Genomic DNA, 18,571 nt, shown 5'->3' on the forward strand with positions numbered 1-18,571 from the left:
CTTACCGTGTAAATTTAACGTTGCCAACTAATTTTGCCAAAGAAATTTTTGACAAAAAATAATAGTATAAAAATTATGGATCTGTATTTAAAAGGAAAAACCGCGGTAGTAACCGGAGCCAGTCAGGGACTTGGACGAGCTATCACCAAAGAATTAGCTATAGAAGGTGTAAAAGTATTAGCTACCGCCCGCAATGTGGAATTACTAAAAAGCCTGCAGGAAGAAGTAGTAGCTGCAGGAGGTGTAGAGCCGGTTATATTGATACAAGATTTTGTTGCACCAGATGGGCCGCAGAAAATCGCGGCAGCAGCTTTATTAAACCTGGGTCAGGTTGATATCCTGATCAACAATACCGGTCGCAGCCAGCCCCTGGATGTTATTGGAGAGGAGGAGGCCTGGAGCGCGTCGATGACGATGGATTTTGACCGTCACCGGCAATTGACTCAACAATTATTGCCTCATTTTATGGAACGTAAGCAGGGCTCGATCTTAAACATCACCAGTACTTATGAGTTACGCAGCATAAATGTTTCGGCTGTTGCCAAAGCGAGCATTGCTATGTGGTCAAAACAGTTGGCGGGACAATTGGGTAAATATGGTATCAGGATCAACTGTTTACAGCCTGGCCTGCTTGATACAGCCAATGTACGCCGCGGCTTTACTGCCGAAGCCCGTAAGGAATTTGCAGCCCGCGAAATCCCCCTGGGCGATTTTGGCGAACCGCAGGATATAGCCAATATGGCCACTTTCCTGGTATCGCCACGTGCAAAATACATCACCGGTACCGTTGGTGTCGTTGATGGCGGAATGCGCCATTATGCTTTCTGATCTTTTCTTATAAAGAGTATTATCATCACATCTGCGTCAAAGCCAGAAGGTGATGGGTGATGTGGTGATCATACTTGTTGTATGTTAATTTACTTTAATGCTAATCCTCTATTTGGATTTATACTTTTTTCATATCAATGTCAATGATCAAACATTTTTTAATATTCACTTAACTAAAGTGATATCTTTATGCTCATACCAAACCGAATGAGCACTATTGTAAAGAACCGGATAACCTCTATTGATTTCCTTCGTGGCACTATTATGATCATTATGGCGCTTGACCATGTGAGAGATTACTTATACTCAGGTTCATTTTTGTTCGATCCGCTCGACCTTTCAAAAACAAGCGGTATATTATTTTTTACCCGGTGGATCACGCATTTTTGCGCCCCGATATTTATGCTCCTTGCCGGAACGTCGGCCTATCTTATAGGGCAAAAGAAAACCAAAACGGAGCTATCCGTATTCCTCATAAAAAGAGGATTATGGCTCATCTTTCTGGAAATGATAGTGGTTAATTTTGCCTGGAATTTTAATATTACGTTTCCCATGTTTCTTTTTGTAACTATTTGGGCTTTAGGGCTAAGTATGATTATACTGGCTGCGTTTATACACTTGCCCAAGAAGCTGATCCTGGTTATTTGTATTGCGATAGTAGCCGGGCATAACCTGTTGGATAATGTTCATGTGGAGGGTAATACTTTGCAAGGGTTTGGATGGGCGCTGATACATGACCAGCGATTTTTTACCTGGCATCAAGAGATATTTTTAGTAGGTTATCCTATTGTGCCGCTGATGGCGGTAATGCCTTTAGGTTATTGCTTAGGCACATGGTATGCTACTGGTTATGATATCAATAAAAGGCAACGGAATTTATTGATCCTCGGCAGTTTTGCTATTGTTTTATTTATAGCGTTGCGCTATACCAACCTGTACGGCGACCCGGTAAAATGGAGTGTACAAAAAGATGCTTTCTTTACTTTCCTTTCGTTTATTAAAGTAAGTAAATATCCACCATCCTTATTGTATCTTTTGGTGACACTGGGAGGTGCGTTTTTGTTTCTTTCATTTACCGAAAAGCTAAGAGGACGAGTTGTAAACATAGTTTCGGTATATGGCAGGGTACCCATGTTTTATTATCTTATCCATATCTATGTAATACATTTGATAGCCGTTATCGCATCGGTCTTTATCCCCGGCCAAAACTGGAAATTATGGTTCCTCACAAAGCCTATCTGGTTCACTACAGATCTTAAAGGCTATGGATTCTCTTTACCTGTTGCTTACCTCATCTGGATAGCCATTATAGTAGCCCTGTATCCTTTATGTAAACGTTATGATGCATACAAACAGGCCAACAAACAAAAATGGTGGCTAAGTTATTTGTAGTTTTTGATCAATTGCCGATGCTATTCGCTCCTTAAACTTTTTACCGGACTTGCAACTGCTGCTTTGATGGATTGAAAGCTAATGGTAATCAGCGCTATCAATACAGATACAACCGCAACAATAACAAAAGTTATCCAGGTAACATCAATACGGTAAGCAAAACCAGATAGCCACTTGTGCATAGCATACCAGGCTAATGGCCACGCGATGATATTGGCTATTAGAACCAGTTTTAAGAAATTTCCTGAAAGTAGCAGCACAATGCGTTGCACAGATGCCCCAAGCACTTTCCGTACCCCGATCTCTTTCACCCTCTTTTCGGCCGAATGCGACGCCAGGCCAAACAGCCCCAAACAAGAGATGAAAATGGCGAGACCAGCCAGAATACCTACTATCTTGCTTACCTGGTTATCGGCTTTGTAAACCTCGTTAAAGTGGTCGTCCAGAAATTGATATTCAAACGGATAATTGGGGTATAAGCCATCCCATTTTGATTTGATAAATGCTATAGCAGCCGTAGTATTGCTCCCATTTATCTTAACAGAAATATTTCTGAAATCCCAGCTATGTGCGCACACCATAAACATGGGCTCAATTTTGTATTGTAAGGAATTGAAATTGAAGTTTTTGGCAACTCCTTTTATTGTGCCTAATGAATCAAAGCCAAATTGCAAGCCTATCAGCGAAGATAGAGGGGCCTTAGGATGATCTTTTAACAGCGATTTTGCCAGGGCTTCATTAACAATATATTCACGTCCGTTGAGTTTTTTATCCGGAGAAAAATTACTACCGGCAGCCAGTTTTATTTTATACAGATCAAGGTAATTGTCATCTACCACCAAAAGGGTTGTGCCAAAATCTTGCTTTGGTCCATCCGCAGGTTTAAAAGATACCCCTGTCTGATCCAAATGACTCCCTAAAATATCCTGCGAGGCAGTTACCCCCGATACTAAAGTACTGTTCAATAATTGATCCTTAAAAAGCTCATATTTTTTGGTGGTGATCCTATCCAGGGGGATATTGACTATTTGTTCCCGATTGTACCCTGGATCCTGCTTTTGCATAAACCTGAGTTGCCTTAACACAAATACGGTGGCTATCATCAAAAAGATGGCACTGCTAAACTGGATAACAACCAATATGTTCCGGAGCAGGCCTTTATCTTTCCCAACTTGTATAGATCCCTTCAAAACCTTGGCGGCCTGGAACGAAGATAGGTAAATAGCAGGGTAGATGCCCGATAGGAGACCGATAAGAACCGTGCCCACAAATATAAAGGCTATGGCTCCCAAACTACCAAATACATTGAAGTTGATATTTCTATCGCTCAGATTATTAATATAAGGCAAGGCTAGTTCAACCAGGCCAATGGCAAGCGCCAATGCTATAAAAGAGATCAGGATGGTTTCGCCCAAAAATTGAAAGGCCAATTGAAAACGATGGGCTCCGATGGATTTACGAATACCCACTTCTTTGGCTCTTTCTGCAGAGCGCGCTGTTGAAAGATTAATAAAATTAACACAAGCTATGATCAGTACTATCAGCGCGATAATAGCAAACAGGTTGGTCGATTTTTTATCAAATTTTTGATAATTGATATAATCTAAACCAATATCCGCCGAGTTGGCATGCACGTCCTTCAAAGGCAGAAGAAACAGCTTCATATATTTGGTACCATCTTTGCCGAGATGCTCTGTAATAAAGGCAGGGAATTTCTTTTCCAACAATGCCTGGTTGGTGCCGGGCGCAAGTTCAAGATAGGTATTTAACCAGTTGCCGCCCCAGTTTTTAAACATCCAGGGTTTATAAATACTGCTGAATGAGAACAGGGCATCAAATTGTAATTGTGAGTTTTGGGGCACATTGGCAAGTACTCCCGTAACAGCGAAGGAAACAGTATCGCTGCCATAATGGGTTATTGTTTTCCCGATAGGGTTGGCATCGCCAAATAGTTTTTTGGCCGTTTTTTCGGTAAGTAAGATACTATTGGGCTTGCTGAGCGCTGTTCTTTTATCGCCACTGATTAGTTTAAAATCAAACATCTGGAAAAAGGTGGAGTCGACAGCAAATGCTTGTGGCAAAAATATGCGCTCGTTGTTATAGGTCATCTGGTATTTTTCATTCCACTTTATCTTCGTGAAATTTTTTATTTCCGGGTACTTCATTTTTAAGGCCTGCCCCATCGGAAACATGGATAAAGCAACCTTTTGCGTTGTTCCTTCCTGACCAACTGTCTGCACCTCATTTAACCGGTAAATGTTTTTGGTATGAAAATTATCAAAGCTTTTTTCATAGGCAACAAACATCATGATCACCATAAATGCGGCCATACCCACAGCCAGGCCTACAATGTTGATGGCTGAGAAAGCTTTATTTTTCCAGATGTTGCGCCAGGCTATTTTAAAGTAGTTCTTGATCATCGGTTTAAAGTTCTAATGGATTAGGGAAACTAAAATGATTCGTTAAAATATATGCCATGTTTTTAAATATTTGATTTTTAATTAGTTAAATATATAATGCGCCATCCTGCTGTATCAAAAACGTACATGATATTGTTTGCTGTGTATCAAAAACGGATAGGTCGGGCACAAAAAATATTATGTTATTTAAAAACATTTTGGCTGGTTTTTATTTACCTGTAAAAGATGTTGCATGAATGCCAATCGGTTACATTTGTGTATAACTAAAAAAATATGAAAGCAATTCAAATGACAGGATACGGAGATTCGTCCGTTTTGAAAATAGAAAACATAGCTCAGCCTGTACCTGCTACCGGCCAGGTGCTTATCAAAATAGCGGCTACAACCATTAATCCGTTCGATATGAAAATTCGCTCAGGTGCAATGAAGCAATTTATACCCATTCCAATTCCATTCGTTCCCGGTACTGATTTCTCCGGAACGGTAGAAGAGACCGGCGAGAATGTAACCCGCTTAAAAAAAGGGGACAAGGTTTTTGCCACCACATTTGGCGGTACCTATGCTGAATATATCGTGATGGATGAAAAAAAAGTTTCTTTGATTCCGAATAATGTTAGCCTGAATGAAGCCGCAGCCCTTGCTGTTCCGCTGAATACCGCTTACAGTGTGTTGATAGAAGGCGCGAATTTGCAAGCTGGTCAAAAGGTATTGATTCATGGAGCAGCGGGTGCTGTTGGTATCGCGCTGGTTCAGATGGCCAAAGCATTGGGCGCTTATGTTATCGGCACAGCTTCGGCGAAGGGCAAGGATCTTATCAAATCATTAGGCGCTGATGAGGCGATCGACTATAAAACACAAGATTTTGGCCAATTGGTACATGATGTTGACCTGGTTATAGATGGAGTAGGGGGTGAAACGCAGCAGAAATCATACGCGGTAGTAAAAAAAGGCGGTAAATTAATTAGCATAGTTATGCCTACTTCAAATGAAGAAGCGGAAAAATATGGTATCAGTGCCGAATTTATCAATTCGGCCCCAAAATTGGAGAAATTGGCATTTGGCAAAAAATTAGTTGAGGAAAATAAAATTACCCCACATATAGCCAAAGTATTGAATCTGGAAGCCGCCGCCGAGGCACAGGACCTGGTTACAGCCGGTGGCCTTAATGGAAAAGTGATTTTACAGATAGCTTAATAATTCCGGGCCAGATTTAAAGATTTAGCTTAATCAGATCTATAAAACAAGAAAACCCGGCTCAAAGTCGGGTTTCCTTGTTTATGCAATAGTTGTGTTTTGATTACCTGCTTTCGGCAAGCTGTTCATTGTTTACCACACGACCCGGGTAAACTTTCAAAGCTTCTTCCAGACATATCATCGCGTTTTGCAGGTCTTCATTTTTTAATACATAGGCCATACGCACCTCGTTATATCCTGCGCCGGGAGTGCTGTAAAAACCGGTTGCAGGTGCCATCATCACTGTTTGGTTATCATGACTGAATACTTCCAACATCCATTGGCAGAATTTATCGGCGTTATCAATAGGTAATTTAGCTACCACATAGAAAGCGCCACCCGGATTTGGACAGTAAACGCCATCTATTTTGTTCAGTTTGCTCACCAGGGTATCCCGGCGACTGGTATATTCTTTATTTACGGCTTCAAAATAGCTGTCGGGAGTATCAACGGCAGCAGTGCCTGCAATCTGTTCAACCATACCTGCGCTCAGGCGGGCCTGGGCAAATTTTAAACCAGCAGTTAAAACCGCTTTGTTTTTGGTGATTAAACAACCCAAACGGGCGCCACAGGCACTATAGCGCTTACTTACGGTGTCCATCACAATCACATTTTCGTCTAATCCTTCCAGGTGCATAGGCGAAATAAAGGTGCGGCCATCATAGCAAAACTCCCGGTATGCTTCGTCCGAAAACAGGTACAGATCATACTTAAGGGCCAGTTCTTTCAAGGCTTCCAATTCTTCTTTAGAATATAAATACCCTGTAGGATTGTTGGGGTTACAGATGATGATAGCCTTGGTTTTATCAGTTATCAGCTTTTCAAACTCGCTGATAGGGGGTAGGGCAAAACCGTTATCAATAAAAGAAAGTATCGGCTTCACCACAATATCGCTCTGGCTGGCAAAACCGTTGTAGTTGGCATAAAAAGGCTCCGGGATGATCACTTCATCACCCGGATCAAGGCAGGCCATCATGGATATGGTAATAGCCTCAGAACCGCCAGTGGTTACAATAATATTGTCGGGCGTAATGTTGTAACCCAGCTTGTTATAATATTCTGTAAGCTTTTGGCGGTAAACCAGCGTTCCTTCAGACGGGGTATAGGCCCAAACTTTAAAATCAATATTTTTAATGGCATTCAGCATGCCTTCAGGGGTTTCAATATCAGGCTGGCCGATGTTCAGGTGATACACTTTTTTGCCATCCAGCTTAGCTTTATCAGCAAAGGGAGTTAGCTTGCGTATAGGCGATGCGGGCATTCGCTGCCCTTTTTGAGATATTTTTGGCATGTGCAAAATTAATAAAAAAGAAAGTATTGTTGTTATATACCTCCTCAAACGAAAAAAGACCCTCAAAAAGGGTCTTTTATTTTATATTTTTTAATCAGCCCCTGCTCAGCAAGGGCTATGGCAACTTGCTGTAATTATTTGCTCGATGCAGGCTTGGCTACAACTTCGCCAACAATATTCAGGTACTTTTCTGGCGTAACCGCGTTTGATTTTACAACAATGGTTTTGTTGAAAGGAGCAGCGGCAGCAGCATTATAAGTAATTTTGATTGTGCCTTTTTCACCACCTTTTACAGGAGTTTTGGTGTAATCGGCAATGGTGCAACCGCAGGTTGGTCTTACTTCTGTCAAAATAAGAGGCTCTTTACCAACGTTGGTAAATTCAAAAACGGTAGTTACAGGAGTACCCTGAGGTATCTTGCCAAAGTCGTGTTTTTCTTCATTGAATTTAAACTCCGCTTTTTGGCTATCCTGTGCCGATGCAGTAAAGGCAAATCCTAAAACTACTGCGCAAATCATTAATATTTTTTTCATACTTTGTTTGATTAATACAAATATATAAGGTTTAACGTAAAACAAATATATAAGGTTTAACCCAAATTAAAAACTATTAGTTAAACTCCATGTTTTATTGTCAGTATGCAAAATACAGAATAGAATTTTATAATTTTACCGTCTAAACGAAATTATATATGCCCGAATCTACCTTACGTGCAACCAGTAAATTTAATACTGCAGAACTGAGTTTTGATGATTTCAAAAAAATTGTGATTGACGATTATCGTATTGGTTACGAAAGTCGTCAGGCAAGTTTAATAGGCAGGAGAGAGGTTTTAACGGGCAAAGCTAAGTTTGGCATCTTTGGCGATGGTAAGGAAGTTGCCCAATTGGCCATGGCCAAAGCTTTCCGCGCCGGCGACTGGCGCGCAGGATACTACCGCGATCAAACTTTTATGTTTGCCACTGGCATGAGCAACCTCAAGGAGTTTTTTGCACAGCTTTATGCCAACCCCGATATCGAAAAAGATCCTGCATCTGGTGGCAGGCAGATGAACTGTCACTATGCCACCCGCTTTGTGAACCCCGACGGCAGCTGGGTTGACCAGGCCGAAACCATGAACTGCTCCTCAGATATATCAACCACCGGTGGTCATATGCCCCGTTTGCTCGGTTTGGCCTATGCTTCCAAACTATATCGTCAAAATAAAGAGCTGGAATACCTGAAACAGTTTTCGCTGGGTGGTAACGAGGTTGCCTTTGGTTCTATAGGCAACGGTTCCACATCCGAAGGTTTGTTTTTTGAAACCTTTAACGCGGCAGGTGTACTGCAGGTGCCCATGGCCATCTCGGTTTGGGATGATGCCTATGCTATATCCGTACCAGCAAAACTGCAAACCACCAAAGAAGATATTTCTGAGATACTTAAAGGCTTTCAACGTGAAAATGGCTCCAATGGCTATGAAATATTTAAAGTAAGGGGCTGGGATTATATCGCTCTTTGCGAAACTTATGAACGCGCTATAACGATATGTCGCGAGCAGCATGTGCCGGTACTCATCCATGTGGTGGAAATGACACAGCCTCAGGGCCACTCTACCTCGGGTTCACATGAACGTTACAAATCAAAAGACCGCCTGGCCTGGGAAGATGAGCATGATTGCCTGTTGAAAATGCGCGAGTGGATGCTTTCTTCAGCAATTGCCACGGAAGCAGAGCTCGATGAATTGGAAACAGCAGCCAAAAAATATGTACGGGAATGCCAGCGCGAAGCCGCCGCCGAACTGGGGGATATCATTAAAGTTGAAGTTGAAGAAACCGCGCGCTTAATTGACAACCTGGCCTATACCGTAGCTGCTAAAGAAGAGCTGACCGGTATCGCTACCGAACTGCGTTCAAGTTATGATGCCGGCCGGAAAGATACCGTAGGTTCCGTGCGTAAAGCCCTCCGCCTTACAGTACATGAAACGGTAACTGAAAGACAGGTATTGTTAGATTGGCTAAAAGCAGAGACCATTAAAAATAAGGAGCGTTACGATTCTAAGTTATTTTCAGAAACACCACAATCTCCTTTAAATGTGCCTGTTGTGCCGATTATCTACAGTGAAGAAGCACGCCTTTTAGATGGTCGCGAAATATTGAACGCCTGTTTTGATGCCAACTTTGAGCGCGACAAAAGCATTGTTGCCTTTGGCGAAGATGTAGGCGCTATTGGCGATGTGAACCAGGGTTTTGCCGGTTTGCAAAACAAATACGGCGATCTGCGCATTACCGATACCGGTATCCGCGAAACTACCATCATAGGCCAAGGCATGGGCCTGGCTATGCGTGGTTTACGCCCTATTGCCGAGATCCAATACCTCGATTATCTCATCTACGCCATGACCGTTTTGTGCGATGATATAGCCAGTTTAAGTTACCGCACTAAAGGTGGTCAAAAAGCGCCGCTCATTATCCGCACACGTGGCCACAGGCTCGAAGGGATCTGGCATTCAGGTTCACCGATGGGCATGATCGTTAACTCCATGCGTGGTTTCCATCTTTGTGTGCCCCGTAACATGACTCAGGCCGCAGGTTTGTATAATACCCTGTTAAGGGGTGATGAACCGGCTATCGTGATCGAAAGTTTGAACGGCTACCGCCTGAAAGAAAAGCTTCCGGAAAACGTGGGCGAATTTACCGTTCCGCTGGGTAAGGCCGAGATATTGAAAGAAGGCGGCGATCTTACCGTTGTTTCTTATGGATCAACCCTGCGTATTGTGCAGGAAGCTGCCGCAGAGCTCGATAAAATGGGTATCAATATCGAAATTATCGATCCGCAAACCCTGTATCCTTTTGATATTGATAATGTTTGTGGTACTTCCTTAAAAAAGACCAGCAAATTATTGGTTGTTGATGAAGACGTACCGGGAGCGGCATCAGCCTACATTGTTCAAAAGATTGTAGAAACCGAAAATGGTTACTATTCGCTTGACGCACAACCCAGAACATTAACCGCTAAAGAACACCGTCCGCCGTATGGTTCCGATGGTGATTATTTCAGCAAACCATCTGTTGATGATGTGATCGAAGCGGTTTACGCCATGATGAATGAAGCTAATCCCGCTAAATATCCACCGATATTTTAATTGGTGGATTAGTGAATTAGTGAATAAAAACGTTGTCATTTCGACGAGGAACGAGGAGAAATCTTGTACGTGAAGCTATCCAATTGTATAAGATCCCTCTTCGTTCCTCATTCGAGATGACATTTTTTAATAATCTCTTTCAGCTCGTGAGTCACATAGTTTCAGCTTTCAGCTGAATATTATTTTTGCTGCCCATACATTTTCTTGTGTTCAATTTCGCGCTTAATCTTTAAGTTTGCGGGCATTCTATTCTACAACACACACATTATGGATTCAACAACATTCACCACCATATCAAACATCATTAAAACACGCCGTTCGATTAAACCGGTCACCATGAACGGACAAAAAATACCTAATGCGCAGGTTGCCGCCTTGCTGGAACTGGCCGACTGGGCGCCAACCCATGGCTATACCGAACCATGGCGCTTTATTGTATATGAAAATCCTGCTGACTTTTGCCGTGAGCATGCCGAAATATATAAACAAGGAGTTAAGTTAGAAGATTTTAACGAGTTGACTTACAATAATCTGCAACACCAGGGCGATAAGGTATCACACGTGATCATTGTAACCATGAAACGTGGCGACCTGCCAAAAATACCTCCCTTTGAAGAGATCGCGGCGGTTTCAAGCGCTATCCAAAACATATTGCTTGGCGCTACTTCTTTAAATATCGCCTCGTTCTGGAGTACCGGCGGTGCAATATTAAAACCCGGCATGAAAGAGTTTTTGCAACTGCGCGAAGAAGATAACGTACTTGGTGTGCTATACCTGGGCTACGCCGATCAATATCCCGAAGGCCGGAGAAATACACCGCTCGAAGAAAAGATCAACTGGGTGAAGTAACTCTTTTTTAGATATTAAAACGCATTGTCATTTCGACGAGGAACGAGGAGAAACTATCTCTTGAGCGGAGCGAAAAATCTTTTACGCGGGATATATTAGGCGCAGAAGATTTCTCTCTTCGTTCGAAATGACAAATATGGGAGAGGCTCCGGTGGATATCTCAAATGCGTCCTTGTGGTTACAATAGCAAACTTCATTATTCAAAATTCATTGTTGGATATTTTCAACCCTCCTTCATCCAATCACTTATTTTCCTCCCTCATTACAATAATCCTTAACCTTTTACCGTTTTTCTCCGTATAAATTAGTGTTTAATTGCTTTATCTTAAATTTATTTTCATTTTAGTAAATAAAAAATACCCTGAAATGATTTTGACTTAAGTAAAAAATTATACATTTGTAATTGGCCGGCTCCTAATTCTGGTCAGTTACCGACTTAACCTGTTGCTAATTTAAATTATTGTTTAAAATTAAACTCAACACAAAAAGTATGAGGAAACACTTATGGTGTGTCACATTCGCGGTTTTATTTTTAGCTACAACTGTTATCAGCTGGAGATCCGCAGGTGCAAACAAATCAGACGGAAAAGTAAATTCTACTCTAAATGCAAAAGAATTATTTAATCAGTATGTAAATAGTTTATACCAAACGGCCAGCCTACAGCAAACCGGTTTGGCATTTGATGTATTTGAAAAAGCGGTTACTGGTTATACCAATTTAAAGCTCAATCATTTATTGCCACAAAGCAGTTCTGTACTAACAGTGGTCGATTTTACCAAATCGAGCCGGGAAAAACGTATGTGGATCATTGATCTTTTCAGTAAGCAATTGTTACTTAACACATGGGTGGCCCACGGACAGGGTAGTGGCGAAGAAATGGCTACCAATTTTTCTGACAGGAACGACTCGCATCAAAGCAGTTTGGGTTTTTACCTTACCGACAATGTGTATATGGGCAAACATGGCCGTTCTTTACATTTGGATGGTCTTGACGAAGGTTTTAACGGCAATGCCCGTATGCGTGATATTGTAATTCATGGTGCCAGCTACGTAAGCCAGGCCGCCATCAACCACCAGGGATACCTTGGGCGTAGCTTCGGCTGCCCTGCTGTACCGGCCCGGCTTGCCAACACCGTGATCAATACCATCAAAGGCAAAACGGTAATATTTATCAATGGCAATGATGACAGGTATACTTCCAAGTATCTTGACGAGGCCGGTCCGCTCAATTTTATAGCGGCCGATACATCCGCTTTTGATTTAGCAAGACTATAAGTTTAGTATCAAGTAGCTACTTGATACTAATTAACGCCCATCAACGGTTTTAAATGATCGTACAGTACAATGTCCAGTCCGTACACGTCCTGGCGCGATTGTAATACGCCTGCGTCATCTGCCCAGCAGGTAACATAAGTAATGTATATTGGTGTTTTTTTAGGCAGACCGATATTGGTAGGTTCGGGGTTATCCTCGCTCATATCTTTGGCTATGGTATCATAATTTTCCCCTTCGCCAAAAAGGTTTTTAGCAAGTCCTTGTGGGTCGCCCAGGCGTACACAACCATGGCTTACTGCACGCATAGATTTTCTGAAAGCCGATTTCGCAGGTGTATCATGCAGGTAAACGCTGCTTTTATTTTTGAACAGAAATTTTATTTTTCCTAATGAATTATCTTCTCCCGGGCGCTGTTTGAAATCATATTGCAGGTTATCCGCTGTAACCGTCGACCAGTCTATCGTCTCCGGGTCTTCAATTTTTCTCCCGTCTTTATAAACGTCTATATTTTTATTCGATAAATAGTAAGGATCTTCGGCTGCCTCAATAATAATTTCTTTGGTGGCTATGCTTCGTGGTATGTTCCAGGTAGGGTTTACTTCAACGCTATGGATCACGCTGCTCAATTGCGGTGTTTCGCGTGGGAAGGGTTTGTCATATCGGTCGCTGTCTACATAGGATATCAGGCTGGCATGCCCGTCCATGTTGCGCCCCTGGCCAACACAAACCTTCATGTTTAAAACCGATTTACCATCTTCTATCACATCCAGTTTAAAATCGGGAATGTTCACGATAACGTATTTCTGCTCGGTAGGTTTATTCTTCCAGCGCAAGCGCTCCATATTCACCAAAAAATACCGTTTGGATTCTTCGGCAGATAAACCATCTATTACGGTATTATTCACAAAAGCTTTTTGCAGTATCTTGTATTGCGGATCGGCCGGTTGTATACTATCCAGGTAGCTTTTTAAATCTTTTACCAACAGTACATTTCTCATGCTGATGCTATCTGGTCGCTTGGTGGCTGTAAAATAGCGGGAAAATATTTTCCGGGGATTCACCACCCCATATTGCAATGCATTGGAATATTTAATGAGCGAGCTTGCGGTAAGCAATTCAAGCCGGGCCAGTTCATGATAGGCTTCGTCGGTTGTCAGGATGCCATTTTTGTCATGAAATTTAGCCACAAGCGTTTTGATGGCCCTGATATGATAGGGAGCTTTGCTCAGTCCATGTTCGGTGATCTTGTCATAATAATCGGGCAGTATATCCAAATCGCCATTAAATAAATGGTTCATCACCAGAACGGGCTGGTAGTCATTTTTTCTGATAAAGGAATCGATTACCGATTCATTAGCGATCTTTGATTTTTGACTTTCTAATTCTTTTTTCAGTGTAGCAGCCAGCGTATCAGGGTCAATGTCCTGGTAAATTTTATTCTGGGTTATTTTAAAAAGTTGATCGGCTATGGCTGAATGCTTTTTCTTGCAGCTTTGCAAAGCAAACAGGGATACAAAAAGACCCAATATAAACAGTGGAACGGAGGTCTTTTTTGAAGAGGCAAAAATCATGATAAAAGTATAGTTAATATTCCTTGTGTTAGCAATAGCCATACCACAAAGCAAAATGACAACGATTATTTTTTAAAACCGCTGTTTTATATCAAAACTGCAGAAAGTTAATCAGGATATGCTTATACATAACCCATAAGGTGTACCATTTAAACCTGCCGTTTCTATATTTTCATACAAAGATACGGTAAAGGACGGGAAGTTCCTGTGCAAAGCTAAATGGCCTTTTGACTGTAACGTTTTATAACTGGGTGTAGTCTTACCAGTAGCTGCTACCTTAATGTTAGCTTTTATTATATCCGTATGAAAAAAACTTTCACCCAGATCGTTACCCTGTTAGTTTGTTTAATAAGCAGCGCTTTTGCGCAAGTGAAACCGTTAAATATTATTCGCGATAGTATTTACTCCAATACACTCAAAGAAAAGCGATCGATCGAGATTGTTCTGCCGGTGGGATATAGTGATACTACCGCTGCCAAATATGATGTTATCTATATTACAGATGGTGAATGGAATACGCAGATCGTAGCTAATATCGAGCGGTTTCTGGAGATCCAGTTTATCCCGGCAAATATTATGGTGAGCCTGCCCAATACTATGCTGCAAGGGCAAAACATGCGCGGGCGCGATCTTACGCCCACCCGCACTGGGGGTGACCCTCAATCTGGTGGGGCTGCCAATTATATTGCCTTTATCAAGACCGAGCTGATGCCTTACATCAACAAAAAATACCACACTACGGGCATGAATACTTATCACGGTGGCTCGTTGGGCGGATTGTTTGGCATGTATACGCTGATGAAGGAACCCCGGCTCTTTCAATCGTACCTGCTGGCCGATCCGAGCTTTTGGTGGGATAAGGATTATCTGCCCAAACTGGTAAGGGATAGCATAGGCAAGATCGACTTAAACAATACCACTTTGCTTGTGACCGGACGGGAGGGAGAGCCCGCAAAAGAACAGCGGGTAATCGTCATGGATTCGATAATCCGACAGGCGGCTCCGGCAGGTTTTCATTATAAGCTGATGTTGTATAACGACGAAACACATAATAGCATGATCTTCCGTACGGTATATGATGGCTTAAAGTTAACCTACCATGGATACAACAAACCGGGTTTGAATTTTTACCCGATGAACGGTGTATTATTGAAGGACAAGCCTTTGAAGATGCATTTTCTGGGCGATTTTGTAAAAGAGCTGCATTATACCACCGATGGGAGTGAGCCAACGATGGCATCTCCGAGAATAGAAGGCAATGAATTTACACTTCTTAATACAAAGCAATTGAATTTGAAAGAGCTTACCTATCGTCCGGGATACGAGCAGCAGGTGAGCGCGAATTTTACTATAGGCAGTACCCTGCCGGCCGGTTCTCAAATCAAAAATTTTACCCCTGGTGGTTGGAATTATACTTACTATGAGGGTAGCTGGAACTCGCTACCCGATTTTAAAAAGCTAAAGCCTTTAAAAAAGGGTTGGGCCGATAAAGACTTCGACCTGGGCAAGTTACCCAAACAGCAAAACTTTGCCTGTGTGTTCAACGGGCAGTTGGAGATAAAACAAACGGGCTATTACATTTTTGGCTTACGCAGCGATGGCGTGTCGACCATGTATATCAACAATCAATTAATACTTAACCAGCAAACAGTGGGTATTCAATCGTACGTATTGCCTCTGCAAAAAGGATTTTACAGCATGAAGGTGGAGTACCTGGCGAAGCAGAACAAGCCAGCACTCGACATCCTCTACGCTCCTGAAAATAGCGACGGTGGCATTATACCTCTGGAACTGCGCTACGGGGATGCGAAATAATTGCCCGTAGGAGAAAAGATCTAAGTCTTGAATCTCAAGTTCTGAGCAGGATCTGAAACTTAAGACTTAGAGCTTATGACTGTCGACTTAAATTATCGCCCACAGTCAGATGAATTCAGGGCAACAACGTTGTGGTTTTCGTCATACGAGATACAGGTACAATATAAATTGCATGACCCGAAAGAATAATTACCTTGATTGTCGGTACCCTCACACATCGTGCGCTGACAGTACACCTGGGCACTTGCGCCCCCCTTTACATTTTTCATCTGGTCGCGATTGAGCAATTTGCCCAATGACGAAGTTAAATTTGATTTTCTCATTGTTTTAATAATATATAATTGGTTCAGTTTATGATGCCTGTTGAGGTATATAATAAATTGGGATTTTATTATATGGTTTTATTTATCAGGTAATTATGTTTTATATATCACTAATATAAATATTTTTTATAAGTTTTATATTTTTTAACCTCGATAAATAATGTATTATATAGATCTGTTGTTCGCTCTGTTTATTAATACCGCGGTTTGCCGTGAGATGACAAAACCGTTGTTTTATCCTGAAGATTTAAGGTTATACCGAACTCGAACTTACCACACCGGGCTTTATACTTCCGGCTTAAATTCGTATATTTGTATATATCGGCAGCCCGGTTTTCTTTGTAAAAGAAAACCGGGCTGTTTGGTTAAAAGAAATTAGACACGAATATCGATCGTTTGATATTTAGTTATTTTGAATATCAATTATTTAATACTTTTTAAATCTTTAAAAACCCCTCTAAAATTTGTTAAAAAGTGTTAAAATGGCGTTAAAATTTAGTTAAAGCGGCCAAAAGTGAGGCGTTTTTGTCCTGTTTTTAACTAAAAAAGTGTTAAAATTTAAGGTTTAAAAAGTTTTAAGGACACAAAATCAAGCCAATTTTTTAAAAACGATGACAGCAAAAAATAAAACTGAAGTTTGGCTCCGCGGGCCTATGGATGATGTGCCGGCACTCCTCCAACCGGTAGCCCACGCCTTGCTCCAAGCCAGAGAGGAGCTAAACGAATTAATGGCTGATTTCCCGGATGGACTTTTATGGCAAAAGATAGCAGGGATGGCATCCCCTGGCTTCCATCTGCAACATTTAACGGGTGTACTTAACCGGCTGTTTACTTATGCCAGGGGAGAAGCACTTACAGCAGAACAGCTTAACTATCTGTCGGGTGAAGGAAAAGCAGCTGAAAATATAACCATAGCCGACCTTCTACAACGATTTGATAGTGAGGTTGATAAAGCTATTGCCCAGTTGATAACAACTGATGAGCAGACCTTGAAGCAATTCCGCGGAGTAGGGCGGGCGCAACTACCCTCAACCGTAATGGGCCTGTACGTGCATTCGGCCGAGCATACCATGAGGCATCTGGGGCAGCTTTTAGTAACAATTAAGGTGCTGAAAAACAGCGTTTAGTTTACATTTTCAATAATAATTGGTTTAGCGTGCGGGCTCAATTTTTTCAGCACAAAAAAGCCCGTAGAGGACAGCAGGCATACCGAAGCTAAAACCCACCATAGCATCGAAAAACCGCCATGAGCGATGATCTGACTGCCAACCGCAGGGGCAATGATCTGCGCCGCCGACCAAGACATACTATAGAGTGCAGCATATTCGCCGCGATTACCATTAGTGGTTCGATTTATCCAGTAGGCGTTCATGAATGGCATACTCATAATTTCGCCCAGGGTGATCATTGCCACCACCAAAATGGCTACCCATGCGGCATGTGGCAATAAATTTAACATAGCAAAGCTGGCGCCTGCTATAATAATACCCATGCAGATATACGTAAGTGGGTTTCTCTTGCCCTCCAGTTTGTGAATCAGGATCATCTCTACCAATACGATAAGGATGCCATTCAGTGCTAATAGAAAGCCTATAAAGCGTTCGTTGAAATGCCACTGGATATTATAGAATACCGGTTGCATAATAAAGAATTGGAAAAAGCAGGTGGCAAACAAGGTGCTCAATAAGATAAATATCAGGTAAACGCCATCCTTATAGGCTGATGTTGATGCTATGGCTTTATCGGCCAGGTCTTTAACTGTTTTCCTGATAGTTGAGCGCGGCATCAATTTCAATAGTAAAAGTGCGGCAAAAATATTGGTGCAACCATCCACCCAGAATAGTAAATGGTAATTGAACGAGGCCAGGAAACCACCTAAGCCGCCTCCAAAGGCCCATCCCAGGTTGGTGGCCAGGCGGTTGAGCGAATAGGAGCGAGTCTTATTCTCGTCGTTGCTGTAATGAGCTATAGCTGTGGAGTTTGCCGGACGAAATGATTCGTTGCAGATACTGAGTATGAAAGTACCTATACTCACGCTTAAAAAGGTACGCTGATAGCCCAACACCAGGAATAATATACCGCCAATAAACAATGCGCCCACCTGAATGTCGTAAAAACCGATCTTGTCGGTTAGTTTGCCCCCGATAAAGGCGCCCGATATAGCTCCAATGCCAAAAAACGCCATCACCCAGCCAGATTGCACAATGGTAAAATGCAGCTGCTGAATGGTATAAATACTCATAAAAGGTACCACCATAGTGCCGCTCCGGTTAATGAGCATTACGATGCTCAGGTACCAGCTGTTTTTTGATAGTCCGCTATAAGCTTGTTTGTATAATTGGATGACAGAGGTTAACATAGGTTTTTATGGTTTGCAAAGGTAATTATAAGCAGAAAGCTAAAATGGAAAAGCCCGAAGCTTTTTATGGCTTCGGGCTTTCGAACTATT

The 18,571-nt window shown here is 42.0% G+C and carries 13 protein-coding genes; 8 read left to right on the forward strand and 5 right to left on the reverse strand.

The genetic code is table 11. The annotated features are described in order from the left end of the window. Nucleotides 1-75: 75 nt before the first annotated feature. Complete coding sequence (locus FHW89_RS01165; RefSeq protein ID WP_172333176.1) at nt 76-828, forward strand: SDR family NAD(P)-dependent oxidoreductase; 753 nt, start codon at nt 76-78, stop codon at nt 826-828. A 207-nt stretch (nt 829-1,035) separates the two neighbouring features. Further along, on the forward strand, nt 1,036-2,220 hold the full coding sequence (locus FHW89_RS01170) for a DUF1624 domain-containing protein (protein WP_172333177.1): 1,185 nt from the start codon (nt 1,036-1,038) through the stop codon (nt 2,218-2,220). 20 nt (nt 2,221-2,240) lie between these two features. Here the strand turns inward: FHW89_RS01170 and FHW89_RS01175 are convergent, their stop codons facing one another. Next, nucleotides 2,241-4,640: an ABC transporter permease gene (locus FHW89_RS01175; RefSeq protein ID WP_172333178.1), complete on the reverse strand. Its 2,400-nt coding sequence runs from the start codon at nt 4,638-4,640 to the stop codon at nt 2,241-2,243. Between the two features lie 273 nt (nt 4,641-4,913). Here FHW89_RS01175 and FHW89_RS01180 point away from each other — a divergent pair, with 273 nt between their 5' ends. Further along, nucleotides 4,914-5,834: an NADP-dependent oxidoreductase gene (locus FHW89_RS01180; RefSeq protein ID WP_172333179.1), complete on the forward strand. Its 921-nt coding sequence runs from the start codon at nt 4,914-4,916 to the stop codon at nt 5,832-5,834. Nucleotides 5,835-5,937: 103 nt separating this feature from the next. Here FHW89_RS01180 and FHW89_RS01185 read toward each other — a convergent pair whose 3' ends face one another. Continuing rightward, nucleotides 5,938-7,164, reverse strand: a complete 1,227-nt coding sequence (locus tag FHW89_RS01185; protein ID WP_172333180.1) for a pyridoxal phosphate-dependent aminotransferase — start codon at nt 7,162-7,164, stop codon at nt 5,938-5,940. A gap of 134 nt (nt 7,165-7,298) precedes the next feature. Then, nucleotides 7,299-7,697: a DUF1573 domain-containing protein gene (locus FHW89_RS01190; protein ID WP_172333181.1), complete on the reverse strand. Its 399-nt coding sequence runs from the start codon at nt 7,695-7,697 to the stop codon at nt 7,299-7,301. Between the two features lie 158 nt (nt 7,698-7,855). Between FHW89_RS01190 and FHW89_RS01195 the strand changes: the two genes are divergently transcribed. From FHW89_RS01195 to FHW89_RS01205, 3 genes are all read left to right on the forward strand, one after another. After that, nucleotides 7,856-10,288: a thiamine pyrophosphate-dependent enzyme gene (locus FHW89_RS01195; protein WP_172333182.1), complete on the forward strand. Its 2,433-nt coding sequence runs from the start codon at nt 7,856-7,858 to the stop codon at nt 10,286-10,288. 267 nt (nt 10,289-10,555) lie between these two features. After that, nucleotides 10,556-11,137, forward strand: coding sequence for a nitroreductase (locus tag FHW89_RS01200; RefSeq protein ID WP_172333183.1), 582 nt, complete (start codon nt 10,556-10,558; stop codon nt 11,135-11,137). A gap of 490 nt (nt 11,138-11,627) precedes the next feature. Continuing rightward, nucleotides 11,628-12,413, forward strand: a complete 786-nt coding sequence (locus FHW89_RS01205) for a murein L,D-transpeptidase catalytic domain family protein (protein WP_172333184.1) — start codon at nt 11,628-11,630, stop codon at nt 12,411-12,413. A gap of 26 nt (nt 12,414-12,439) precedes the next feature. Here the strand turns inward: FHW89_RS01205 and FHW89_RS01210 are convergent, their stop codons facing one another. After that, complete coding sequence (locus tag FHW89_RS01210) at nt 12,440-13,984, reverse strand: L,D-transpeptidase family protein (protein WP_172333185.1); 1,545 nt, start codon at nt 13,982-13,984, stop codon at nt 12,440-12,442. Between the two features lie 303 nt (nt 13,985-14,287). Between FHW89_RS01210 and FHW89_RS01215 the strand changes: the two genes are divergently transcribed. Both FHW89_RS01215 and FHW89_RS01220 read left to right on the forward strand, forming a co-directional pair. Next, nucleotides 14,288-15,799, forward strand: coding sequence for an alpha/beta hydrolase-fold protein (locus FHW89_RS01215; RefSeq protein ID WP_172333186.1), 1,512 nt, complete (start codon nt 14,288-14,290; stop codon nt 15,797-15,799). Nucleotides 15,800-16,733: 934 nt separating this feature from the next. Next, nucleotides 16,734-17,249, forward strand: coding sequence for a DinB family protein (locus FHW89_RS01220; RefSeq protein ID WP_172333187.1), 516 nt, complete (start codon nt 16,734-16,736; stop codon nt 17,247-17,249). On the opposite strand, the gene FHW89_RS01225 is transcribed toward FHW89_RS01220, so the two are convergent. Then, nucleotides 17,246-18,481, reverse strand: coding sequence for an MFS transporter (locus FHW89_RS01225; RefSeq protein ID WP_172333188.1), 1,236 nt, complete (start codon nt 18,479-18,481; stop codon nt 17,246-17,248). The two genes, FHW89_RS01220 and FHW89_RS01225, sit on opposite strands and share 4 nt — an antisense overlap. Between the last annotated feature and the right edge of the window lie 90 nt (nt 18,482-18,571).

The sequence above is a fragment of the Mucilaginibacter sp. SG564 genome (genome assembly GCF_013149275.1).
GTDB lineage: Bacteria > Bacteroidota > Bacteroidia > Sphingobacteriales > Sphingobacteriaceae > Mucilaginibacter.